General features: G+C 69.7%; 24 protein-coding genes. 11 read left to right on the forward strand and 13 right to left on the reverse strand.

The genetic code is table 11. The features are described from left to right. Nucleotides 1-3 precede the first annotated feature (3 nt). From BM345_RS21690 to phnE, 3 genes are read left to right on the forward strand one after another with little or no spacing between them, the layout of a single operon-like run. Nucleotides 4-822, forward strand: a complete 819-nt coding sequence (locus BM345_RS21690) for a phosphonate ABC transporter ATP-binding protein (protein ID WP_093383530.1) — start codon at nucleotides 4-6, stop codon at nucleotides 820-822. A gap of 11 nt (nucleotides 823-833) precedes the next feature. Next, nucleotides 834-1670, forward strand: a complete 837-nt coding sequence (locus BM345_RS21695; protein WP_254789884.1) for a PhnE/PtxC family ABC transporter permease — start codon at nucleotides 834-836, stop codon at nucleotides 1668-1670. Further along, nucleotides 1667-2470 (forward strand): phosphonate ABC transporter, permease protein PhnE, encoded by an 804-nt coding sequence (phnE, locus tag BM345_RS21700; RefSeq protein WP_093383532.1) that lies wholly within the window; start codon nucleotides 1667-1669, stop codon nucleotides 2468-2470. Before BM345_RS21695 ends, phnE begins: the two co-directional genes overlap by 4 nt. Before the next feature lie 13 nt (nucleotides 2471-2483). On the opposite strand, the gene BM345_RS21705 is transcribed toward phnE, so the two are convergent. From BM345_RS21705 to BM345_RS21745, 9 genes are all read right to left on the reverse strand, one after another. Then, nucleotides 2484-3743 (reverse strand): glycerophosphodiester phosphodiesterase, encoded by a 1260-nt coding sequence (locus tag BM345_RS21705; RefSeq protein ID WP_254789886.1) that lies wholly within the window; start codon nucleotides 3741-3743, stop codon nucleotides 2484-2486. Nucleotides 3744-3823: 80 nt separating this feature from the next. Continuing rightward, on the reverse strand, nucleotides 3824-4816 hold the full coding sequence (locus BM345_RS21710; protein ID WP_093383537.1) for an acrylyl-CoA reductase (NADPH): 993 nt from the start codon (nucleotides 4814-4816) through the stop codon (nucleotides 3824-3826). Between the two features lie 52 nt (nucleotides 4817-4868). Continuing rightward, nucleotides 4869-5582: an ATPase gene (locus tag BM345_RS21715; RefSeq protein WP_254789888.1), complete on the reverse strand. Its 714-nt coding sequence runs from the start codon at nucleotides 5580-5582 to the stop codon at nucleotides 4869-4871. A 4-nt stretch (nucleotides 5583-5586) separates the two neighbouring features. Continuing rightward, nucleotides 5587-5937, reverse strand: coding sequence for a type II toxin-antitoxin system prevent-host-death family antitoxin (locus tag BM345_RS21720; RefSeq protein ID WP_093383539.1), 351 nt, complete (start codon nucleotides 5935-5937; stop codon nucleotides 5587-5589). A 62-nt stretch (nucleotides 5938-5999) separates the two neighbouring features. Further along, nucleotides 6000-7592: an MFS transporter gene (locus BM345_RS21725; protein WP_093383541.1), complete on the reverse strand. Its 1593-nt coding sequence runs from the start codon at nucleotides 7590-7592 to the stop codon at nucleotides 6000-6002. A gap of 8 nt (nucleotides 7593-7600) precedes the next feature. Then, nucleotides 7601-9019: an MFS transporter gene (locus tag BM345_RS21730; protein ID WP_093383543.1), complete on the reverse strand. Its 1419-nt coding sequence runs from the start codon at nucleotides 9017-9019 to the stop codon at nucleotides 7601-7603. After that, nucleotides 9019-10203 carry a multidrug effflux MFS transporter gene (locus BM345_RS21735; RefSeq protein ID WP_093383546.1) on the reverse strand — a complete coding sequence of 395 codons (1185 nt, stop codon included), beginning with the start codon at nucleotides 10201-10203 and terminating at the stop codon, nucleotides 9019-9021. The genes BM345_RS21730 and BM345_RS21735 overlap by 1 nt, the downstream gene beginning before the upstream one ends. Nucleotides 10204-10322: 119 nt before the next feature. Continuing rightward, complete coding sequence (locus tag BM345_RS21740; protein WP_093383548.1) at nucleotides 10323-10901, reverse strand: methylated-DNA--[protein]-cysteine S-methyltransferase; 579 nt, start codon at nucleotides 10899-10901, stop codon at nucleotides 10323-10325. A 14-nt stretch (nucleotides 10902-10915) separates the two neighbouring features. Beyond that, the gene (locus BM345_RS21745; protein WP_093383551.1) at nucleotides 10916-11896 is read right to left on the reverse strand and encodes a LysR family transcriptional regulator; all 981 of its coding nucleotides are present in this window, start codon (nucleotides 11894-11896) and stop codon (nucleotides 10916-10918) included. Between the two features lie 85 nt (nucleotides 11897-11981). Between BM345_RS21745 and BM345_RS21750 the strand changes: the two genes are divergently transcribed. Together BM345_RS21750 and BM345_RS21755 are read left to right on the forward strand one after the other, a co-directional pair. Then, on the forward strand, nucleotides 11982-13163 hold the full coding sequence (locus BM345_RS21750) for an MFS transporter (RefSeq protein ID WP_093383554.1): 1182 nt from the start codon (nucleotides 11982-11984) through the stop codon (nucleotides 13161-13163). 41 nt (nucleotides 13164-13204) lie between these two features. Beyond that, nucleotides 13205-13561, forward strand: a complete 357-nt coding sequence (locus tag BM345_RS21755) for a cupin domain-containing protein (RefSeq protein WP_093383556.1) — start codon at nucleotides 13205-13207, stop codon at nucleotides 13559-13561. Here the strand turns inward: BM345_RS21755 and BM345_RS21760 are convergent. Continuing rightward, the gene (locus BM345_RS21760) at nucleotides 13558-13791 is read right to left on the reverse strand and encodes a DUF2789 domain-containing protein (protein WP_093383822.1); all 234 of its coding nucleotides are present in this window, start codon (nucleotides 13789-13791) and stop codon (nucleotides 13558-13560) included. The two genes, BM345_RS21755 and BM345_RS21760, sit on opposite strands and share 4 nt — an antisense overlap. Before the next feature lie 75 nt (nucleotides 13792-13866). Between BM345_RS21760 and BM345_RS21765 the strand changes: the two genes are divergently transcribed. Further along, the gene (locus BM345_RS21765; protein WP_093383559.1) at nucleotides 13867-14535 is read left to right on the forward strand and encodes an alpha/beta hydrolase family protein; all 669 of its coding nucleotides are present in this window, start codon (nucleotides 13867-13869) and stop codon (nucleotides 14533-14535) included. A 6-nt stretch (nucleotides 14536-14541) separates the two neighbouring features. Here the strand turns inward: BM345_RS21765 and BM345_RS21770 are convergent, their stop codons facing one another. Then, nucleotides 14542-15042, reverse strand: a complete 501-nt coding sequence (locus BM345_RS21770; protein WP_217654018.1) for a hypothetical protein — start codon at nucleotides 15040-15042, stop codon at nucleotides 14542-14544. Between the two features lie 20 nt (nucleotides 15043-15062). Further along, nucleotides 15063-15461 carry a RidA family protein gene (locus BM345_RS21775; protein ID WP_093383561.1) on the reverse strand — a complete coding sequence of 133 codons (399 nt, stop codon included), beginning with the start codon at nucleotides 15459-15461 and terminating at the stop codon, nucleotides 15063-15065. 117 nt (nucleotides 15462-15578) lie between these two features. Between BM345_RS21775 and BM345_RS21780 the strand changes: the two genes are divergently transcribed. From BM345_RS21780 to BM345_RS21790, 3 genes are all read left to right on the forward strand, one after another. After that, entirely contained in the window at nucleotides 15579-16718 is a 1140-nt protein-coding gene (locus BM345_RS21780; protein ID WP_093383564.1) for a lipocalin family protein, read from the forward strand. Nucleotides 16719-16745: 27 nt separating this feature from the next. Further along, nucleotides 16746-17441 carry a YceH family protein gene (locus tag BM345_RS21785; RefSeq protein ID WP_093383567.1) on the forward strand — a complete coding sequence of 232 codons (696 nt, stop codon included), beginning with the start codon at nucleotides 16746-16748 and terminating at the stop codon, nucleotides 17439-17441. A 134-nt stretch (nucleotides 17442-17575) separates the two neighbouring features. Beyond that, nucleotides 17576-17866, forward strand: a complete 291-nt coding sequence (locus BM345_RS21790) for a hypothetical protein (protein ID WP_093383569.1) — start codon at nucleotides 17576-17578, stop codon at nucleotides 17864-17866. A 22-nt stretch (nucleotides 17867-17888) separates the two neighbouring features. On the opposite strand, the gene BM345_RS21795 is transcribed toward BM345_RS21790, so the two are convergent. Beyond that, nucleotides 17889-18251, reverse strand: coding sequence for a hypothetical protein (locus BM345_RS21795; protein WP_093383572.1), 363 nt, complete (start codon nucleotides 18249-18251; stop codon nucleotides 17889-17891). 115 nt (nucleotides 18252-18366) lie between these two features. Between BM345_RS21795 and BM345_RS21800 the strand changes: the two genes are divergently transcribed. Continuing rightward, the gene (locus BM345_RS21800; RefSeq protein ID WP_093383574.1) at nucleotides 18367-18771 is read left to right on the forward strand and encodes a VOC family protein; all 405 of its coding nucleotides are present in this window, start codon (nucleotides 18367-18369) and stop codon (nucleotides 18769-18771) included. Between the two features lie 125 nt (nucleotides 18772-18896). Continuing rightward, nucleotides 18897-20960, forward strand: a complete 2064-nt coding sequence (locus tag BM345_RS21805; protein WP_093383577.1) for an AsmA family protein — start codon at nucleotides 18897-18899, stop codon at nucleotides 20958-20960. Nucleotides 20961-20964 lie beyond the last annotated feature (4 nt).

Genomic DNA, 20964 nt, shown 5'->3' on the forward strand with positions numbered 1-20964 from the left:
GCCTTGACGCTGGCACTGCACGGCGTCGGCTTCGTCCATGCCAACGGGCATCGCGCGCTGCATCCGCTGCAGCTGTCGGTGGCCCGTGGCGAGCGCGTGGCGGTCATCGGCCCCTCGGGGGCCGGCAAGACCAGCCTGCTGCGCCTGGCCGCGACCTCCCAGCGGGTGAGCGAAGGCCGCATCGAGGTGCTGGGCATCGACCCCTGGTCGCTGGATGCGCGGCGGCTCAAGGCGCTGCGCGCCCGCATCGGTGTCGTTCACCAGACAGCGCCCATTCCGCAGCGGCTTCGCGTGGTGACAGCCGTGCTGGCGGGCCGCCTGGGCCAGTGGAGCACGCGGCGCGCGCTGGTCTCGCTGCTGCGGCCGGTCGATGCGGGCGGCGCGCAGGCAGCCTTGGCCCGGCTCGAGCTGGGCGATCGCCTCTTCGAGCGATGCGACCGCCTGTCGGGCGGCCAGCTGCAACGCGTGGGCATTGCACGGGTGCTCTACCAGTCGCCCGAACTGATCCTGGCCGACGAGCCGGTGTCCGCGCTGGACCCGTCCCTGGCCGATGCTGCGCTGCGCGAGCTGGTGGCGCAGAGCGAGCAGACCGGCGCCACGCTGGTCGCCTCGCTGCATGCGGTGGACCTGGCCCTGCGGCGCTTCGACCGCATCGTCGGCCTGCGCGAGGGCCGCCTGATGTTCGACCGGCCCGCCGCCGAGGTGGACGCGGCCACGCTGAGCGAGCTCTACGCCACCGAGGGCGGCGTGGTGCCCACGCAGGCGCAGGACGCGCATGCGACGCCGGCTTCGGCGCTGCTGCCGGCCGACATGTGCCGCTGAAGGACCACCCCTTGTCCGCCGCCTTGCCCGTTGCCGCGCCACGCGATCCGCTCCTGCGATCGCGGCTGAGTGCGCTGCTCGTCGCGCTGGTCGTGCTGTGGCCGATGCTGCGCCTGGCCGAGTTCGATCCCGCCGCCCTCTTCGACGGCAACAGCCTGCGGGTGATGGGTGGCTTCCTCGCCGGCTTCTTCCCGCCCTCGTTCGAACCGGGCTTCCTCGCGCTGCTGGCCAAGGCCACGGTGGAGACGCTCGCCATGGCCACGGCCGGCGTGGCGCTGGCCTTCATCATCGCGCTGCCGCTGGCCTTCGCGATGACGCAGTCGCTGTCCGTCTCGCGCATCGGGCCCGGACCGGGCCGCTGGCGAGGCGGGCTGATCCGCACTGCTGTGCGCGGCCTGCTCACAATGCTGCGGGCCATCCCCGAGCTGGTGTGGGCCCTGATGCTGGTGCGCGCCTTCGGCCTGGGCCCCGCGGCCGGCGTGCTGGCCCTGGCCGTCACCTACGGCGGCATGTTGGGCAAGGTGTATGCCGAGATCCTGGAATCGCAGGACACCCGCCCGGCTCGCGCGCTCCTCGCGGCCGGCAGCGGGCGCATTGCGGCGCTGTGCTACGGCATGCTGCCCGGTGCGGCGCAGGAACTGGCCTCCTACACCGTGTACCGATGGGAATGCGCGGTGCGCGCCTCGGTGGTGATGGGATTCGTTGGCGCGGGCGGGCTGGGCCAGCTCATGGACCAGTCCATGAAGATGCTCAACGGCGGCGAGGCCAGCACCATCCTGCTGGTCTTCCTGCTGCTGGTGCTGCTGGCCGACGGCTTGAGCGCGATGCTGCGCAAGGTGCTGGCATGAACGCGGCGCCGATGCTCCAGCGCCCCGCCGTCTGCGTGCGCTGCCTCCTCACGCTCGGCCTGGTGCTGGCGGCCGTGGCGGCCAGCTTCGCCTACCTGGCCATCGACTTCGGGGCGCTGGTCTCGCGCCAGTCGCTGGCCTCCATGGGCCGCTTCGTGGCCGAGTTCTTTCCGCCCGACATCTCGCGCGACTTCCTGGGCAAGGTGGGCTGGGGCGCGCTGCAGACGCTGGCGGTGTCGGCCCTGGGCACGTTGCTGGCCATGGGCGCGGGTGCGCTCTTCGCGCTGCCCGCCTCCGGGCGCTTCGGGCCTGCGGCGCAGCGGGCGATCCGCTTCCTGCTCAACCTGCTGCGCAGCGTGCCGGAACTGGTCTGGGCCGCGCTGATGGTGCTGGCCGTGGGCCTGGGACCCTTCGCGGGCGTGCTGGCCCTGGCGCTGCACACCACCGGGGTGCTGGGGCGCCTGTTCGGCGAGACGCTGGAGAACGTGCCGGTGGATGCGGAGCGCGCCCTGCGCGAGGCCGGCAGCAGCGCCCTGCCCGCCTTCGCCTACGGCAGCCTCCCGCTGGCCTGGCCGCAGTGGCTGGCCTACAGCCTCTACCGCTGGGAGATGAACATCCGCATGGCGGCGGTGCTGGGCTTCGTGGGCGCGGGCGGCCTGGGGCAGATGCTGTACTTCCACCTCTCGCTCTTCCAGCAGGCCCAGGCGGCGAGCGTGATCGGCGCCATGTTCCTGCTGGTGTTCGCGGTGGACAGCGCCAGCAGCCGTTTGCGGCGCGACTTGGCGCCAGCCTACGGCTGACGAGGACGCCCGCTCAGTCGTTGTTGCGCTCGCACCTGCGCGAGTTCAGCAGGCAGGCCGCGTAGTCCGGGTCGTGCTTGAGCAGGAACATCGCACGGGCCGCCACGGCCGTGTCGGCGAAGTCGCTGAACAGCCCGTCGACGCCGGCCTCGTAGAAGGCCAGGTACTCGTTGACCGGGTTCTCCTTGAAGGTGCCGGTCAGTCGCTTCTGCTCGCTGCGGAAGGTGTAGGGATGCACCAGCAGGCCCAGGCGGTGGGCGTTGTTGATGACCGGGGTCACCGGCAGCAGCACGCGGTCGCGCTCGTCCACCAGGCCGTCGCCGTTGGCGTCGGCGCAGGCACCCTTCGCCACGGTCTTGCAGGCACTGGGGATCAGGTAGGGCTTCCAGGGGCCGATGCCGTCGGCATAGCCGCGCACTTCCTGCAGGCCCGCGGGCGTCAGCAGGTCGGCGAAAGTGCCGGCGCGGTTGGACACCACCCAGTCGTAGGGCTTGTCGTAGGGCGCCGTCAGGTCCATGGAGCCGTCGGGCTTGACGTCGTTGGCGTCCACCAGCTGGATCAGGCGCACGCTGGTCCTGCTGCGCAGGTAGCGCAGGTTGGCCGTCTCGAAGGACTGGATGAACACCGGCGCGTTGCGGTGGTTCCAGCCGGCCTGCTGCAGGATGGCGAGCAGTCGGTCTTCCAGCGGCAGCCCGATGCCCTGGTGGTAGGTGGGATGCTTGGTCTCGGGATAGATGCCGATGCGGCGCCCTTCCTCGCGCGACTTGCGCTTGGCCAGCTCGATCACCTCGGAGAGCGTCGGGATCTTGAACTTGCCGTTGAAGGCCTGGTCGCGCTCGGGAAAGGACTGCACCGCGCGCAGCTGCTTGATCTCGGCCAGCGTGAAGTCGCTGGCGAAGAAGCCGTCGGTGGCCACGCCGTCCAGCATCACCGTCTTGCGCCGCGAGGCGAACTGCGGCAGGTCCTTCACGTTGGTGGTGTCGATCAGGTTGGGCTCGTGCCGCGCGATCAGGTGGCCGTCCTTGGTGGCCACCAGGTCGGGCTCGATGTAGTCGGCGCCCAGCTCGATGCCCAGCGCGTAGGTTTCCAGCGTGTGCTCGGGCAGGTAGCCGTTGGCGCCGCCGCGGTGGCCGATCACCAGCGGTGCGTTGTCGGCGCGGCGGCGGCCGCGCTCCTCTTCATGCGCGGCTGCGGGCAGTGCGCTCGCCACGAACAGGCCCAGGCCCAGCATCGCCAGGCCGAATTTCCTTCCGGTCGTCTTCACAGGGGTCATGCTCCGTCTCCTCGGTTGGTTGGACGAGCGGCCCACGGTAGGGACCGCGGATGACAGGTGCGTGAAGCGGCGCGGCTGTCTCAGCCGCGTGACACGTCCACCACCACACGGCCGCGAATCCTGCCCGCCAGGATGTCCTCCGCGGCCTTGATTGCCTCGCCCAGCGTGACCTCGTGGGTGAGCGCCTCCAGCTTGGCCAGGTCCAGGTCGCGCGCCAGGCGCATCCAGGCCTCGCGGCGCAGGGGCTTGGGCGCCATCACGCTGTCGATGCCGTAGAGCGTGACGCCGCGCAGGATGAAGGGCGCGACGCTGCCGGGGAAGTCCATGCCCTGCGCCAGGCCGCAGGCCGCCACCGCGCCGCGGTAGCGGGTGCCGGCGCAGGCATTGGCCAGCGTGTGGCTGCCCACCGAATCGACCACACCGGCCCAGCGCTCCTTGCCCAGCGGCTTGCCCGGCGATGACAGCTCCGCACGGTCGATCACCTCGGCCGCGCCCAACTGCTTGAGGAAGTCGGCCTCGGCCGTCCGGCCGGTGGAGGCCAGCACGCGGAAGCCCAACTTGCTGAGCAGCGAGATCGCGATGGTCCCCACGCCGCCGCTGGCACCGGTGACCAGGATGTCGCCGTCGTGCGGCTTCAGGCCATGGCGCTCCAGTGCCATCACGCACAGCATGGCGGTGTAGCCCGCGGTGCCGATGGCCATGGCCTGTCGGGCGTTCAGTCCATCGGGCAGCGGCACCAGCCAGTCGCCCTTGACGCGGGCCAGCTGCGAGAGGCCGCCGCTGTGCGACTCGCCCACGCCCCAGCCGTTGAGAATCACGCGGTCGCCGGGCTTCCAGGCGGGGTGCGAGCTCTGCTCCACCACGCCGGAGAAGTCGATGCCCGCCACCAGCGGGAACTTGCGCACCACGGGTGCCTTGCCGGTGATGGCCAGGCCGTCCTTGTAGTTGATGGTGGAGTACTGCACGCCCACCGTCACGTCGCCTTCGGGCAGGGCCTGGTCCGACAGGGGGCGCAGCTCGGCCCGGTAGCGCGCGTTCTCGTCCTTGTCGATGACGATCGCCTGGAAGCTCATGTCTCTGTCCTTTTTTTGCTCGCTCGCGGCGGCGCCGTTGCCGCGCGGAGGGCTATTGGAGCACCTTGCGGTGCTTTGCGGCAGGTGGTTTGACCGGAGACGAGAGTTCGGCCTGGTGCTCGAAGGCGGCCTGCACGATGGGGCGGGCCCATTCCGGCGTGGCGTTGAGCGCTTCGTGGTCCTTGGGGCCCGGGTAGGTCACGTGGCCGCGCACCGTCTCCAGCAGCAGCACCGGGTCGGGGATGGGCTTGCCCTGCGCGGCGTGCACGCTGTTGTCGAACACCTGGAGCCTGGCCAGCTGCGGCAGCAGTCGCACCAGGTTCAGCCGCGAGGCCTTCCAGCGTTCGCGGATCTTGGCTTCGGGAATGTCGTGGCCACCCGCCGCCACCCTCGCCTTCACGCGCTGCATGTGCAACTCCACCGAAGCCAGGCCGCAAAAGAGCATGACGATGTCGTGCGTGCTCGCCGCCTGCGCCAGCATGTCGGGGATGGTGCGCGCGCCCAGGGTGGTCTCGAAGGCGAAGTTGCGGCCCTGCGCGATGGCCGCCTCCAGCTGCGCGCGGCCGTGCTCCCAGGCCCGTGCGTTGGCTTCGCCGACGGAAATGCCCAGCAGCGCGACCAGTTCGCGTGCGTAGCTGTCGGGGTTGTACCAACTCAGGCCATGCTCGGCCAGCAGGGCCCCGCCTACCGAGCTCTTGCCGGCGCCGTTGACGCCGGCCAGCACGAAGATGAAGGGCCGAGGCGGCGCGGCAGGTGCCTTGGGCATTCAGTCAGTGCGTGGCGCCGGCCTTGGGCCGCTTGCCGCCGAGCTTGCCGCGGGATTCGAACAGTGCGCCCACCCGCGCCGCTGCATCGGGCTGCTGCAGGCTGGCCAGGCGGGCGTCGAAGCGCTCGGACAAGTCGTCGAGCGTGGATTGCTCCCGTGCCTGCAAGGCAGCCAGGCTTTCGGTGAGCCGCTGGTAGGTGGCCGCGTCGAGCAGCACCATCTCGACCACCGAGTGGTTGGTGATGGCCACGCTGCCGCTTTGCCGGACCTGGCGCGCCACCTCGCCCCACTTGTTCTTCACCTGTGACGCGTTCTGGCGCGGCAGGTCGTCGATGTCGATGAGCGGGCTGGACATGGCAAACTCCTTTGAGCTATTGGAGTCATTATGGCAAAAATAGCCTGATTGGGCAATTGGGTCTACCTGGCGGTCGCCCTCGCCCGCCCATCCTTCCCAATGCTCACCCACGCGCTGAACGCGCTCAAAAGCCCCAGCCCGGCGCTCGCCAGCATGATCCAGCGAAAGCCCGACACATAGGCCGCGCGGACCTGCTCGCGCAGCGCCTCCGCTGCCGCGCCTTCGATGCCGGGCGGCAAGGCCGCCTCGGCCAGCCGGGCGCGCTGGCCGGCCAGGAACTGGACGACCTCCGGCGGCGCGGCCAGCTGGCGCAGCCCGGCGTCCAGGCGGGCGTCGAAGGCCCAGGCCATCAGCAGGCCGAACACCGCGATCGCCAGCACCGCCGCCACCCGCGACACCGCGTTGTTCACGCCCGAGGCAATGCCGGCCGCCTCCGTGCCCACCGCGTTCATCACCGTGGTGGTGAGCGGCGCGATGGTGATGGCCATGCCCAGGCCCAGCACCACCACCGCCGGGAAGAAGCCGGTCCAGTAGCTGGCCCCGGTACCCGGCACCGCGAACAGCGCGAAGCCGGCCGCGGCGACGCTCGGCCCCACGACCAGAGGCAGCCGGGCGCCCACCTTGTCCACCAGCTGGCCGGCCCAGCGCGAGAGCGCGAACAGGATCAGGATGAAGGGCAGCAGCGCAGCGCCGGCCGCGGTCGCCGAGTAGCCCTGCACCTGGATGAGGTTGAGCGGGAAGAAATAGAGCCCGCCGCCCAGCGCCGCGTAGAGCAGCAGCGTGAGCAGGTTGGCACCGCTGAAATCGCCGTTGCGAAAGAGCGCAAGCGGCAGCATGGGGTAACGCGTGCGCATCTCCCAAAGCACGAAGCCGATGCCTGCAGCAATGCCGATCGCCAACGCGCCGAGCACCGCCCCGGCGCCCCATCCCTGCGACGGCGCCTCGATGAAGGCGTAGACGACACCGCCCAGGGCCAGCGTGGCCAGCGCCGCGCCCAGCCAGTCCAAGGGTTGCGAGCTTTCGCCGCCGTGGCTTTCCGGCACGTGCCAGGCGGTGATCGTCAGCACGACGATGGCCAGCGGCACATTGACCAGGAAGGCCCAGATCCACGAGTAGTGGTCCACCAGGAAACCGCCCAGCACCGGCCCGACGGCCGCCGTGATGCCGCTGAAGCCCGACCAGGTGCCGATGGCCTTGCCCCGCTCCTTCTCGTCGAAGTTCGCGCTGATGAGGGCCAGGCTGCCCGGCACCAGCAGCGCGCCGCCCACGCCCTGCACCGCCCGCGCCACGATCAACTGCTGCACGTCGGCCGCCAGCGCGCAGGCCACCGAGGCGCCGGCGAAGATCGCCACGCCCAGCGCGAAGACCTTGCGTCGCCCGAAGCGGTCGCCCATGGCGCCGCCCACCAGCAGCAGCGCCGCCAGGAAAAGCGCGTAGGACTCCACCACCCACTGCGCCTGGAAGGCATCGGCATCGAGCTCGCGCTGGATGGCCGGCAGCGCCACGTTGACCACCGTGCCGTCCACGAAGGCCATGCTCGATCCGATGATCGCCGCCACCAGTACCCAGGGCTTGGCGGCCGGGGGACAGCCCGTCGATCGGGCCCCCATCGCGATGACCGCATCGTCGCAGGGGGGCTTGCCGATCTGGGACATGGATGTCGTCAGGTATGGGTGGAGGAAGTGCTGGCGTGCAGCGGCGGCTGGCGAAGGCGCAATGTACTGAAGATTGCGGCAAAGGTCGCGCATGCCGCTGCCAGGCCCAGGGCGATGAAGGGGCCCTTGCCCCCGTGCGGCGCCCATACGCTGAACAGGATGGCCAGCACCACGGCGCCCAGCGTCTGGCCGGTCAGCCGCGCCGTGCCCAGCATGCCGCTGGCGGCGCCGGCCCGATGCGCGGGTGGCGAGCTGACGATGGTGTGGTTGTTGGGCGACTGGAACAGCCCGAAGCCCAGGCCGCACAGCGCCATGCGCCAGGCGATGTCCAGGTTGCTGGGCGCTTGCGGCAGCAGCGCCAGGGCCGCCAGCCCCGCGGCCATCATGCCCAGCCCCGCGCCGCCCAGCGCGCCGTCCGGGTAGCGGCCGATGAGCCGCCCCGCCAGCGGCGCCATCACCACGATGGCCAGCGGCCAGGCGGTGATCAGCAGGCCGGCTTCCACGTGCGTGCGGCCGTACACGTCCAGCAGCAGGAAAGGCAGCGCGATGTAGGCCAGCATCTGCGCGCAGAAGGCCATCACCGAGGTGCACATCGACAGCGCGAACACCGGGATGCGCAGCAGGTCCACCGGAAAGAGCGGCAGCGCCTGGCGCCGCTGGCGCTGGATGTAGAACACGCCCACCAGCACGCCCGCGCCCAGCAGTCCCCAGGCCACGGCCGGCGCCCCGTGCGCCGCGCCATCGCCCACGCCCAGGCCGTCGGCGCCGACGAAGAACAGCGAGAACATCAGCACGTTCAGGCCCACGTCCAGTGGCGAGAAGCGCACGCCGCTGGCCTTGGCCACGTTGGTCGGCAGGGCCTTGATGCCCAGCACGAGCACCAGCAGCCCCAGTGGCACGTTCAGGGCGAACAGCCAGGGCCACGAAGCCACCGAAAGAATCGCCGCCGCCACCGAAGGCCCCGCGACGGAAGCGGTCGCGACCACCAGCGAGTTATTGGCCATGCCGCGCCCCAGCTGTGCGGACGGATAGGTCAGCCGCACCAGCGCCGAGTTGACGCTCATGATGCCGGCCGCGCCCAGCCCCTGCAGCGCCCGCGCGGCGATCAGCGTGCCCAGTGAATCGGCAAAGGTCGCGATCAGCGAGGAGACGGTGAACAGCGCCATGCCCACCAGGTACACGCGCCGGTAGCCCACCTTGTCGCCCAGCGCCGCCAGCGGCAGCAGCAGGACCAGCGTGGCCACCTGGTAGGCGTTGACCACCCAGATGGCGGCCGAGGGGCTGGCCTGCAGCTGCTGCGCGATGCCCGGCAGGGCCAGGTTCACGATGGTGCCGTCGAGCACGGCCACCGCGATCCCCAGCAGGATCACGATCATCGAGCGCGTGCGCTGGGGCTGTGGCAGGCCGTCCTGCTGCGGCGCTTCCATCACGGACGCACCGGCAAGGCGTTCATGCGTTCGCTGCCCAGCGTGAACCAGGTGAGCACCAGGGCGATGCCGGCGCCCAGCGTCATGCCGGCCACCATGGCGATGGGCGAGCCGTTGGTGAACACCGCGATGGCGCCCATCATCAGCGCGCCGGTGAGCATCTGCAGCGTGCCCATCAGCGCAGAGGCGGTGCCGGCGATGGCGCCATGCGCTTCCAAGGCGAGCACGCCGGTGGTGGGAATCACGAAGCCCATGAAGGCGCTGGCCGCGAAGTAAAGGCCGATCAGCACCCAGAAGTTGTCGCCGCCGGCCAGGAAGTAGGCCATAAGCAGCACCATCACCATGCAGCAGGCCAGCACCGCGCGCCGCACCAGCGGCACCAGGCCGATGCGCTCGCCCAGGGCGCCGGTGAACTGCGAGGTGCCGATGAAGCCTGCCGCGTTCACCCCGAAGGCCAGGCTGTACTGCGTGGGCGTAAGGCCGTAGTGGTCGATGAAGACGAAGGAGGAATTGGCCAGGTAGACGAAGAAGCCGCCCATCGCGAAGCTGCCGATGAACACCAGCCCGAGGTAGTGCGGGTCGCGCAGCAGCAGCCAGTAGGCGCGCAGCGCCCCGCCCAGGCTGCTGTCCAGCCGGTGCTCGGGCCCGCGCGTCTCGCGCAGCATCGCCATCATCATCAGGATGCCGGCCACGCCCGCCACGGCCACCACCCAGAACACGCCGCGCCAGCTCGACAGCGCGATCACCCCGCTGCCCGCCAGCGGCGCCAGGATCGGCGAAACGCTGAACACCAGCATCAGGAGCGACATGAGCCGCGCCGCGTCGGTGCCGGTGTGCAGGTCGCGCACCACCGCGCGCGGAATGGCCATGCCGGCCGCCGCACCCAGGCCCTGCAGGAAGCGCAGCAGCACCAGGGTGTCCACGCTCTGCGCCATCGCGCAGCCCACGCTGGCTGCCACGAACATCGCCAGGCCGAAATACAGCGGCGGCTTGCGTCCCAGCATGTCCGACACCGGGCCGTACAGCAGCTGGCCGATGCCCAGGGCCAGGAAGAAGACGGTGAGGCTCATCTGCACCGCGGCGATGTCCGCATGCAGGCTGGCGCCGATGGCCGGCAGCGCCGGCAGGTACATGTCGATGGCGAATGGCCCGATGGCCGAGAGCAGGCCCAGCACCAGGGCCATGCGCAGAAGTCGGGAAGTCATCGCGTGATTGTCGCCATTCGCTCAATGGCGAGGCGCGCAGTGGGTCACGGCGCTCTATGCTACGCAGGCGCAGTGGTCGCAGCCGATGGCGGGCGGGCCTAGGGCTGGCGCATTTCCTCGCGCGAGAACAGCGGCACGCTGCCGCTGTTGATGGCCGCCGCCTCGGCGCCCTCCACGGCCAGCATGCGCAGCTTGACCTGCGACCCGCCGTGGGCCGAGAAGCCACCGGGCTTGCCGCCGGCCGCCAGCACCCGGTGGCAGGGCACCACCGGCGCGAAGGGATTGAGGCCCAGCGCCTGCCCCACCGCGCGCGCCTTGCCCTTGTCGCCCAGCGCGTTGGCCACTTCGCCGTAGGTGCGGGTCTCGCCCGGCGGAATGCGGCGGGCGAACTCGTACACGCGGCGATGGAATTCGGAAACGCCGTGCCAGTCCAGCCCCACGTCGGCCAGGTCGTCGATGCCGCCGGTCAGCAGGTGGGTGATGCGCGCCATGGCCGCCTGCACGTCGGGCGGGGGCGAGCCTTCGCGCAGTTGAGGAAAGCGCTTGCGCATGCGGGCCCGCGTGGCGGCGCTGTCCGCCTCCGGCAACTGCACACCGACGATGCCGCGTGCGCTCCAGGCGATGCCGCAGCAGCCGTAGCGGGTGTCGAAGAGAGCGAAGCCTTCGGTGTTTGTCATGCTGCTGGCACTTCCTACTTGCGAGGATGGGCACGCCGCCGGTTGGGCGGCACGTTCGGAGCAGGATCCGCGCGCGGCAGGTATCGGGCCTCGCGCAGGTCGACACTCGCACTCAGAAAATCCAGCACGGCCCGCACGCGGGCCGGCAATCGGCCTCCCTTGCCCAGGTAGACGGCGTGGATCGGCTCGAGCTCGTGCGGGTTGTACTCCTCCAGCACCGGAACAAGCAAGCCCGCCGCTATATCACCCCGCACGTGGAAAAGGGAAAGCCGGCCCAGCCCCACCCCGTCGAGCACCAGCTGGCGCAGGCTTTCGCCGTCGCCTGCACGCACGTTGCCGACGATGGGCACGTCCAGCTGCCGGCCATCGACCTTCAGCGGCCAGTCGGGCTGGCTGCGCCTGAAGGTGTTGCCCAGCCGGTTGTGCGCCAGCAGTTCCTGCGGCGTGGCCGGCGTGCCGTGGCGGGCCAGGTAGCCGGGCGAGCCGAGGATGGCCAGGCCGGTTTCGCCCAGCTTGCGCGCCACCAGGTCAGAGGACGGCAGCCGGCCCCATCGGATGGCGATGTCGGCGCGCTCCTCCATCAGGTCCACCACCCGGTCGGTGAGGCTGATGTCGAGCTGGATCTGCGGATGCATCTGCAGCATCGGCCCCACCAGCGGCAACAGCAGGCGCTGGCCGACGGCGGCGCTGGCGTTGATGCTCACCCGGCCCCGCGGCGTTCCGTCGGCGGCGGCGCTGTGCTCGGCCTCGTCCAGGTCGGCCAGCACCCGCACGGCGCGCTCGTAGTAGAGCTGCCCCTCGGGCGTGAGTTGCAGCTTGCGGGTGGAACGGTGCAGCAGGCGCGTGCCCAGGCGGGCCTCGAGCCGGGCGATGAGCTTGCTCACCGCCGAAGGCGTCATGCCGAGCACGGCGGCGGCGGCCGAGAAGCTGCCGCGGTCCACCACCTGCACGAAGGCCTCCATGTCGCCGGAACGGTTGAGCTCGGTGCGTGGCATGTGGATTCGTGACTTCAATTCATGGATGCTGGTCCAGGCGGCATTCTAGTCACGAGGGGCCCTCGCCATCACAGTACAGGGCATCATGCCAATCGCCCTTCTCGCCCTCACCGCCGGTGCCTTTGGCATCGGCACCACCGAGTTCGTCATCATGGGCCTGCTGATGCAGGTCTCGGCGGATCTCCATGTCTCCATCGCCACTGCCGGCCTGCTGATCTCGGGCTATGCGCTCGGGGTGGCCGTCGGCGCCCCGGTGCTCACCATCGCCACCCGCAAGCTGCCGCACAAGACCGTGCTGCTGGCGCTGATGGCGGTGTTCACGCTGGGCAACATCGCCTGCGCGATCGCGCCCACCTACGAAAGCCTGATCGCGGCCCGCGTGCTCACCTCGCTGGCCCACGGCACCTTCTTCGGCGTCGGCTCGGTGGTGGCCACTGGCCTGGTGCCGCCGGAGCGCCGCGCCTCGGCCATCGCCATCATGTTCACCGGCCTGACCGCCGCCACGCTGCTGGGCGTGCCGGCCGGTGCATGGCTGGGCCTGCACCACGGCTGGCGCGCCACCTTCTGGGCGGTCGCGGTGATCGGGGTCATCGCCTTCGTGGTGCTGGCCGTCTTCGTGCCGCGCGACAGCGCGCAGAAGGCCGAGCGTGTCGCTCTGCGCGACGAGCTCGCGGTGCTCGCCCGTCCCCAGGTGCTGCTGGGCCTGGCCATCACGGTGTTCGGCTTCGCCGGCGTGTTCGCCCTCTTCACCTATGTGCAGCCGCTGCTGACCCGCCTGGCGGGCCTGCCGGAATCGGCCGTGTCGCCGGCCCTGCTGCTCATGGGCGCCGGGCTGGCCGTGGGCAACATCGCCGGCGGCAAGCTGGCCGACCGGGCCCTGATGCCCGCCCTGATGGGCAGCCTCGCGGCCCTCGCGCTGGTGCTGGTGGCGATGCCGCTGGCACTTCAGACGGCGGTCGGCGCCTTCCTCTTCGTCGCGCTGCTGGGCGCGGTGAGCTTCGCCACCGTGGCACCGATGCAGATGCGCGTGCTGGACAAGGCGTCTGGCGCCGGCCAGAACCTGGCGTCCAGCCTGAACATCGCCGCCTTCAACCTGGGCAACGCGCTGGGTGCCGGCGCGGGCGGACTCGCTATCAGCCACGGCGCGGGCCTGCCCTCGCTGGGCTGGGTGGCCGCGGTGCTGACCGTCATCGGCCTTGCGCTGACGCTGTGGAGCCGCAGCCTCGACCACCGCGAGGCGCGACTGGCCTGCACGGCTGCCGCCTGAGGCTTGCTTTTGGCAGCAGCCGCCACCACACTTTGGCGGTCATGGCCATCGCACACGCTGTCTCGGGTGAAGTCGTCGACCTGCTCGCGCCGGGCGGAGTCACCACGCCGGACAAGACCCTGGCCCTGTTCAAGGCCAAAGACCTGGAGGTGATGCGCATCGTGCTGCCCGCCGGCAAGCGGGTGCCGGACCACAGCGTGCCGGGCTCGATCACGGTGCAGTGCCTGGGCGGCCAGGTCGAGCTCTTCCTGCCGCACCAGACGGCCGTGCTGTCAGCCGGCCAGTTCGCCTACGTCGGCGGCGGCGTGCCGCACGGCCTGCATGCGCTGAAGGACAGCGACCTGCTGGTCACCATCGCCATCAGCGGCAACGGCAACACATCGACCACAACGGGCTAGGCTCGCAGGCGGACGTTGAGCTGGTCGACCAGTTCGATCCAGTCGGCGTCGCCGTCGAATTCTTCCCGCAGGAACTGCGCCTGCGCCGGGGACCAGAAAGGCGCATCGGCCAGCTTGATGTCCTCGGCCAGGGGCCGGTGCTGTGCGATGAAAGCGTCGATGGCGGCGGCGTTGCTCGGCAGACCAAGCTGGTCGAACAAGGCGCGCAGGGTGTGTTCACTGAGATCCATGCGGCGCATTCTGGCGCGGCTGGGGAAGAATCCGAAATCCGCGCATCCCTTGTCGCAATGTAGGAATCGTCCAGCATGAGCAACTCCCAGTCCATACGCATCCAGATCGACGCCGACACCAGCGTGTCGGGCCTTCTTCTGGTTCCTCCCGATGCCAGGGCCATTTATGTGCTGGCCCACGGCGCGGGCGCCGGCATGGCGCACGCCTTCATGGCCGCGGCCGCCCAGGGGCTGGCCGAGCGCGGCGTGGCCACCCTGCGATACCAGTTCCCCTACATGGAGCGTGGCAGCAAGCGCACCGATTCGCCCGCCGTGGCGCATGCCGCGGTGCGCGCGGCCGTGGCACATGCGGCGCAGGCCCTGCCCGGGATGCGCCTGTTTGCCGGCGGGAAGTCCTTCGGCGGGCGGATGACCTCGCAGGCCCAGGCGGTCCAGGCGCTGCCGGGCGTGCAGGGCCTGGTGTTCCTGGGCTTTCCGCTGCACACCGATGGCGCGCCGGCCACCACGCGTGCCGAGCACCTGCGCGAGGTGCGCATCCCCATGCTCTTCGTGCAGGGCACGCGCGACAAGCTGGCGGACATCGGCCTGGTGCGGGAGCTGGCTGCGCAGCTCGGTGACTCCGTCACGCTGATGGAGATCGTCGAGGCCGACCATTCCTTCCACGTGCTGGTCCGCTCCGGCCGCAAGGACCCGGAGGTGCTCCGGGAAGTGCTGGACGGCGCGGCCGCCTGGATGCTGCGCTGAGCCGCCCTAGAAGCTCTTGAGCCAGGCCCCGAGCACGGCGCCCAGCAAGGCGGCCACGGCGGTCGCCAGGGGCAGCCACCACCGCCGGTCCTTCTGCTGGTCCAGGGCGCGCGAATGCAGGTCGACGGCGGTGTCGATCAGCGACCGGATGTCGCCGGCCGACATGGGCTCGCGCGACACGCGCGCCATGTCCCCCTCGCCCAGTGCGAGCACCTCGGCCATCGACAGGCGCCGCTCCTCGTCGACGTGGAAGCGCTTGGGGTACTGGCGGCGCCAGACCAGTGCCGCGCCCTGCCGCTCGCCGTCCAGGCGGAAGAACTCGGGATGGTCCTCGAAGATGCGGCGCCAGTAGGCCGCCTGGCTGGCGTCGCCTGAGATGCGCTCGGCCCAGCCCGGGAAATCCTGCCAGTAGAACTTGTAGGTGCCCATGACCTGGATGGCGGCGATCACGTCCGCCAGGCGCCGGGTGTCGGCCAGGTAGGGCGAGAGCGAGTCGGTGCGTGCCATGTGTCGCGCTTCGCTGCGGCTCAGGCGGCGGCGGCGCGCAGGGCCGTGACCTCGATCTCGATCTTCATGCGCGGATCGGCCAGGCCGGCCGAGATCATCATGGCCGCCGGCCGCACCTCGCCGAAGTACTTGCGCAGCACCGGCCAGCAGGGCTCGAAGTCGTCGCCGTCGGGCAGCACGTAGGTCACGCGCACCACGTCGTTCAGGCCGGCGCCGGCGTCGCGCAGCGCGGCCTCGATGTTCTTCAGGCACTGCTCGGCCTGCGCCACCACGTCGTCCGAGATGGTCATGGCCGCGTAGTCGAAGCCGGTGGTGCCCGACACGAACACCCACTCACCCACGACCACGGCGCGCGAGTAGCCGATCTGCTGCTCGAAGGTGGAGCCGGAGCTGATGAGTCGCTTCTGCCGTGCCGTCATGGGCTATTCCTTTTGCAAGATGGGTTCGGAGGGGCCCGATTCTGGCCCAGCGGGACGCGTCGCGCGGAGCCGACGGAGGGTGTCGCCTTTGCGCTCGAGCGGCCTTAAGCTAACACCATGAAACAAAGACGCCGGCGCCACGCACGCGCCTACCTGGCTCCCCTGCTTGTGTTGGCCGTCATCGCAGGCGCCGGTTTCTATTTCCTCGGCGTGCTGGAACGGGGCGAGCCGCCAGGGCCGCCAGTCGGCCTGACCGGGAGCGCGGGCCCCAAGCCGGCGGCCGAGCGCACGGCGACCCTTCCCGCCCTGAACCTGCCGGCCGACGACGCCATCCACGGCTCGGGCATGGAGTGGTGGTACTACAGCGGCATCCTCGACGCCCAGCCCACGGGCAACCGATACGCCTTCCACGTGGCGGTCTTCGTGGCCAACGCCCTGGTCAAGCACACGGTGATGCAGGTCGCGATGACCGACCTGCAGACCGGCCAGCGCTACACCCGCCAGAGCCGCACGGCCGGGCTGCCGGCCCAGCTGGACAAGGCCGGTTTCGACTTCCGGCAGGACGGCTGGCAGGTCTCGGGCTCGGGGCCGATGCATTCGATCAAGACCGAGTTCGACGGTGTCGAGCTCACGCTCCAGCTGCGCGACGAGCATCCGGTGGTGGCGCACCGGGCCTCCGGCTCGCAGACACCGGGCCTGCTGGACTTCGGCGAGTCGGGCATCAGCTACTACTACTCGCGCCCGCGCATGAGCGCGACGGGTGAAGTCCGCGTCGGCAAGCAGGCGTCGGCCCAAGCGCTGAAAGGCACGGTCTGGTTCGACCACCAGTGGGGCGACTTCGACGTCACCCGCCTGGGGTGGAACTGGCTGGCATTGCACCTGTCGGATGGCTCGGACGTGATGGTCTACCAGCTCTTCGACCGCGAAGGCCACGGCATCGTCACCACCGGCACCCTCACGCGCACCGGCGCGTCGCGGCCCCTGGCACCCGGCGAGGTTTCGCTGACGCCGATGCGAACCTGGACCAGTCCGCGCAGCAAGATCGAATACGCGGTCGACTGGAAGCTGCAGCTGCCGACTGGCGAGCACCATATCCAGCCCTTCTTCGACAACAGCGAATTCGACGCCAGCGCCAGCAGCGCCAACATCTACTGGGAAGGCCCCGTGCGCGTCAGCGGCAGTGCGAAGGGCGAGGGCTTCATGGAACTGAGCGGCTACGAAAGGCTGCGGCCGACGCCGGCGGCTTCTTCGAAATAGCGCGGCGGACGGCATGACAATCGCGTCATGTCCTCCGCCCCCACCCTTCTCCTGTCCCCGCTCGAGATCCGCGTGCTCGGCGTGCTGTCCGAAAAGCAGCGCACCGTGCCCGACAGCTATCCGCTCACCCTGAACTCGCTGCTGTCCGGCTGCAACCAGAAGACCAGCCGGCACCCGGTGATGGAGGTCAGCGAAGCGCAGGCGCAGTTGACCCTGGAAAGCCTCAAGCGCTACAGCCTGATCACCGAATCGAGTGGCGGCCGCGCCTACCGCTATGGCCACAACATCGACGGCGTGCTGCGCGTTCCATCGCAATCCGTGGCGCTGCTCACGGCCCTGATGCTGCGCGGGCCGCAGACCGCGGGCGAGTTGCGCATCGCCTGCGACCGCATGCACAACTTCGCCGACATCTCGTCGGTGGAAGCCTTCCTGGACGAGTTGGCCGAACGGCCGGCGGGCGCGCTGGTGGTCAAGCTGGCCCGCCTGCCCGGCGCGCGCGAGCAGCGCTGGGCGCATCTGCTGGGCGGCCCTCCTCCGCAGGACGCCCTGCCCGCCGCGGGCGACATGCCTGCCGCTGCCCCTCGCAGCTTCGAGCCGGGCCTGGACGAAGTCGCCACGCTCAAGTCCCGTGTCGCCCGCCTGGAGGAAGACCTCGCCGCGACGCGCGAGGCGCTGCAGCGCGTCTGTGACGAATTGGGTATGTCGAAAGCGCTGTGGCCATAAAGCACTCATTCCCACACGCGCCGAGGCGAACGGCCTACACTGGTTTTGAAAGTTGCCCTCAACAGTGCAGGATGAGTGCGTGACATCTGGTGACATCACGCGCTGGTCCCAGCCTTCCAAAAGGAGGAAACGTGATGTTCAACTTTTTCCAGTTCAACCGGAACAGCCACTTGCGCCGCGCCATGGCGTTGCTCGAAGAAGCGCACATGGCCCGGCTCGAGCACCAGGCGGCGGCCGAGCATCACGCCGCGCTGGCGCGCATGTACGCCGACCGCGCCAAGCGCCTGGAGCGCGAGATCTACGGCTCCGCCCACCACACCTTGCAAGAATCAGCCGCGGCCACGCTGCCCAAGGTGGCACACGACAAGCCCGCGCTCTATGCCCTGGACACCGCGCGCCAGGGTCAGGACTCCAAGATCTCCTGAAGCCCGAGCGGCGGGCGCCTGATCAGCGCCGCCCGCCGCGCACGAAGGCGATCAGCAGCGCCGTCAGCACGGCGCCGCCGGCAGCCGCCACCAGCGCGGCACGCACCGGCTGGTCGCTCACGTAGTGCGAGCCTTCCCAGCGCAGGCCTTCGAAGAAGGTGCCCGGAGGACGGATCTTCTTGCCGGAGGCATTGACTGCATCCTGCGCGTAGGCGCGTTCCTTCGCCTGGCGCAAGCCTTCGCGAACGCTTTCGCGGATGGAGGCCGATGCCAGCGTGTCGGGCAGCGGTTCGCGCGAGGCCTGGGCGTAGTTCCTGCCGGCCTGCGTGGCCGGCGCATCGTCAGGCGCCGGGGTTGGCGCTTGAGTGTCTCTGTCTTGATCCATGGCGTGATTGTCTCCCCAAGATGATGAATGAGCGCCGCACTCGGGCAATGCGTCACCTCGTGCGGGCCAGCCCCCCGAGAATGCACCACCGCTTTGCGCCATTGCTGGAGCCACGATGTTTTCCCACGTCTTCATGAGCGTCAAGGACTTCGATCGCGCGCTGGCCTTCTACCGGCCTTTGATGGAATGCCTTGGCATTGCGCCGCGCTTCTGCGAGCGCGACAAACCCTGGGCGGGGTGGCACAGCGCCGGCGGCACGCGGCCGCTCTTCGTCATCTGCAAGCCTTTCGATGGCCAGCCGCACGAGCCGGGCAACGGGCAGATGGTCGCCTTCGCCGCAACCGAACGTGCGATGGTGCAGCGCGCCCACCAGGTGGCACTCGCCGCGGGCGGCCGCTGCGAAGGCCCGCCGGGTCTGCGGCCGCACTACCACGCGCACTACTACGGCGCCTACTTCCGCGACACCGAGGGCAACAAGCTGTGCGTCGCCTGCCATCTGCCCGAAGAAGAAGGCGCCTGAGCCGCGGCGACGGATTCGTCCCACAGGTGCCAGGCCCGAAGACCGACAGTGGCGGGGTCGGCATGCCGCCATCCTGAAAGCGAGGCGCTGCACTTCTTTCTCAAGCAGCGCGTTCTGAACGACCCATGGACAGGCCAACGACACCCACTGCCTTCCTGCGCCGCCATCCCGTGATCGGGACCTTGATCGGGCTCCTGCTCCTGCTGGTGCTGGTGGTGCTCCTTTTCGACTGGAATTGGGTGCGACCGCCCATCGAGCGCTACGTCTCCCAAAAGACGCAGCGCGAGTTCCGCATGTCCGACCTGCACGTGAAGCTGGGCTTCACGCCCACCATCCGCATGCGCGACGTGTATTTCGGCAACGCGGACTGGTCCAAGGAAGACGCGCCGATGGCCAAGGCCGAGCAGGTGGAATTCTCGATCGCCCTGCGCGACCTGCCCGAGAAGATCCTGGTGCCGCGCGTGGCCCTGACCAAGCCGGAGTTGCTGTTCGAGCGCCTGCCCGACAACCGCAAGAACTGGATCCTCTCCGACCCTTCGGACACTTCGCCCAGCAAGTTGCGCATCAGCACGCTGTCGGTGGACGATGGTCACCTGCGCTATATCGACCACGGCGAGCCCTTCGAGATCGGCGTGGAAGCCAGCACCTTCGACCCGTCCAAGCAGGAAAAGGTGAAGGACGCGGACGCCGCGCCAACCAACGACCGCTATTCCACCCAGTACAAGTTCCAGGGCAAGTACCACGGTGCGGGCTTCACTGGCACGGCCCTGACCGGCGAGGTGCTGAGCTTCCAGGAATCGGGCGTGCCCTTCCCCATCCAGGGCACCCTCGCGGCGGGCACGACCAAGGTGCGCGTGGAAGGCACCATTGCCGACGCCGCCAACATCAGCGGCATCGACACGCAACTGAGCATCGAAGGCAGGACCCTGGCCAACCTCTATCCCTTCCTGCTGCTGCCGCTGCCTGCATCGCCGCCGTACAAGCTGGAAGGACACCTGATCCTCAAGGGCAACCGCTACACCATGGACGACCTGCGCGGGCGTATCGGCTCCACCGACATCTTCGGCAAGGGCGCCTACATCGACCAGGAGCCCCGGCCGCTGCTGCAAGCCGACCTGCACAGCAAGAACCTGGACATGGCCGACCTGGGGCCGCTGGTGGGCATCGAGACGAAGGAGACCGCGGGCAAGCCCAAGCTCTCGCAGACCGAGACGCAGGACCGCCCCAGCGCCAAGGCCAAGCAGAAGTCGGTGGACCCCGAACACCTGCTGCCTTCCGGCACCTTCGAGAGCAGCCGCCTGCAGAAGATCGATGCCGAGGTCGACTACACGGCCACTCGCCTGAAGGTGCCCAAGACCCTGCCGCTGGAAAGCCTGAAGGCGTCGCTGCGCCTGCGCGACTCGGTGATGAAGCTGCAGCCGGTGGACTTCGGCTTCGCCGGCGGCACCATTGCGGCCCGCGCCACGCTGGATGCGCGCGCGCCCATCATCAAGTCGGATGTGGAGATCAACCTGCAAGGCATCCAGCTCGGGCAGTTCGTGCCGAAGGACAGTGCCATCGCCAAGGGCGCGGGCCGGGCAGGCGCGACGCTGCACCTGGCGGGCGTGGGCAATTCCATTGCCGACGCGGCGGCCAAGTCCAACGGGCGCATTGCCGCCACCATCGTCAATGGCCGCGTCTCCAACCTTCTGGACGCCGCCAGCGGCCTGAACATCGGCAAGGTGATGACGCTGCTGGCCGGCGGGGACAAGGACATCGTCATCAACTGCGGCGGCACGGTGTTCGACGTGAAGAACGGCCGCGGGCAGTCCAGCCTGTTCGTCGTCGACACCGAGCAGACCCAGATCCTGGGCGACGGCTGGTTCGACCTCGGCAAGGAGCAGTTCGACATCACGGTGGCGCCCAAGCCCAAGGACGCGGGCCTGTTCTCGCTGCGCACCCCGGTGCGGCTGCACGGCAGTTTCTCCAACCCCGACTACGAACTGAAGAAGGGCCCCCTGATCGCCCGCGGGGCGGCCATTGCGGCACTGGCCACCGCGGCGCCGCTGGCGGCCCTCATTCCCCTGATCGAGACCGGCCCCGGCGAGGAAACCGATTGCGGCAAGGTGCGCCAGCAGACGCAGGGGGCTGCCAAGCAGGCCGTTGCGCCGGCCAAGCCCAAGCCCAAGGCGGCCGCCGCCAAGCACTGAGAGG

This window comes from Variovorax sp. OV329, assembly GCF_900114785.1.
GTDB lineage: Bacteria > Pseudomonadota > Gammaproteobacteria > Burkholderiales > Burkholderiaceae_C > Variovorax.

Excerpts from the sequence above, each read along its gene's own strand:
- phnE (WP_093383532.1), top strand. The coding sequence starts at position 1,667 with ATGAACGCGGCGCCGATGCTCCAGCGCCCCGCCGTCTGCGTGCGCTGC.
- BM345_RS21705 (WP_254789886.1), bottom strand. The coding sequence starts at position 3,743 with ATGACCCCTGTGAAGACGACCGGAAGGAAATTCGGCCTGGCGATGCTG.
- BM345_RS21710 (WP_093383537.1), bottom strand. The coding sequence starts at position 4,816 with ATGAGCTTCCAGGCGATCGTCATCGACAAGGACGAGAACGCGCGCTAC.
- BM345_RS21715 (WP_254789888.1), bottom strand. The coding sequence starts at position 5,582 with ATGCCCAAGGCACCTGCCGCGCCGCCTCGGCCCTTCATCTTCGTGCTG.
- BM345_RS21720 (WP_093383539.1), bottom strand. The coding sequence starts at position 5,937 with ATGTCCAGCCCGCTCATCGACATCGACGACCTGCCGCGCCAGAACGCG.
- BM345_RS21725 (WP_093383541.1), bottom strand. The coding sequence starts at position 7,592 with ATGTCCCAGATCGGCAAGCCCCCCTGCGACGATGCGGTCATCGCGATG.
- BM345_RS21730 (WP_093383543.1), bottom strand. The coding sequence starts at position 9,019 with ATGGAAGCGCCGCAGCAGGACGGCCTGCCACAGCCCCAGCGCACGCGC.
- BM345_RS21735 (WP_093383546.1), bottom strand. The coding sequence starts at position 10,203 with ATGGCCCTGGTGCTGGGCCTGCTCTCGGCCATCGGGCCATTCGCCATC.
- BM345_RS21740 (WP_093383548.1), bottom strand. The coding sequence starts at position 10,901 with ATGACAAACACCGAAGGCTTCGCTCTCTTCGACACCCGCTACGGCTGC.
- BM345_RS21745 (WP_093383551.1), bottom strand. The coding sequence starts at position 11,896 with ATGCCACGCACCGAGCTCAACCGTTCCGGCGACATGGAGGCCTTCGTG.
- BM345_RS21750 (WP_093383554.1), top strand. The coding sequence starts at position 11,982 with ATGCCAATCGCCCTTCTCGCCCTCACCGCCGGTGCCTTTGGCATCGGC.
- BM345_RS21755 (WP_093383556.1), top strand. The coding sequence starts at position 13,205 with ATGGCCATCGCACACGCTGTCTCGGGTGAAGTCGTCGACCTGCTCGCG.
- BM345_RS21760 (WP_093383822.1), bottom strand. The coding sequence starts at position 13,791 with ATGGATCTCAGTGAACACACCCTGCGCGCCTTGTTCGACCAGCTTGGT.
- BM345_RS21765 (WP_093383559.1), top strand. The coding sequence starts at position 13,867 with ATGAGCAACTCCCAGTCCATACGCATCCAGATCGACGCCGACACCAGC.
- BM345_RS21770 (WP_217654018.1), bottom strand. The coding sequence starts at position 15,042 with ATGGCACGCACCGACTCGCTCTCGCCCTACCTGGCCGACACCCGGCGC.
- BM345_RS21775 (WP_093383561.1), bottom strand. The coding sequence starts at position 15,461 with ATGACGGCACGGCAGAAGCGACTCATCAGCTCCGGCTCCACCTTCGAG.
- BM345_RS21780 (WP_093383564.1), top strand. The coding sequence starts at position 15,579 with ATGAAACAAAGACGCCGGCGCCACGCACGCGCCTACCTGGCTCCCCTG.
- BM345_RS21785 (WP_093383567.1), top strand. The coding sequence starts at position 16,746 with ATGTCCTCCGCCCCCACCCTTCTCCTGTCCCCGCTCGAGATCCGCGTG.
- BM345_RS21790 (WP_093383569.1), top strand. The coding sequence starts at position 17,576 with ATGTTCAACTTTTTCCAGTTCAACCGGAACAGCCACTTGCGCCGCGCC.
- BM345_RS21795 (WP_093383572.1), bottom strand. The coding sequence starts at position 18,251 with ATGGATCAAGACAGAGACACTCAAGCGCCAACCCCGGCGCCTGACGAT.
- BM345_RS21800 (WP_093383574.1), top strand. The coding sequence starts at position 18,367 with ATGTTTTCCCACGTCTTCATGAGCGTCAAGGACTTCGATCGCGCGCTG.
- BM345_RS21805 (WP_093383577.1), top strand. The coding sequence starts at position 18,897 with ATGGACAGGCCAACGACACCCACTGCCTTCCTGCGCCGCCATCCCGTG.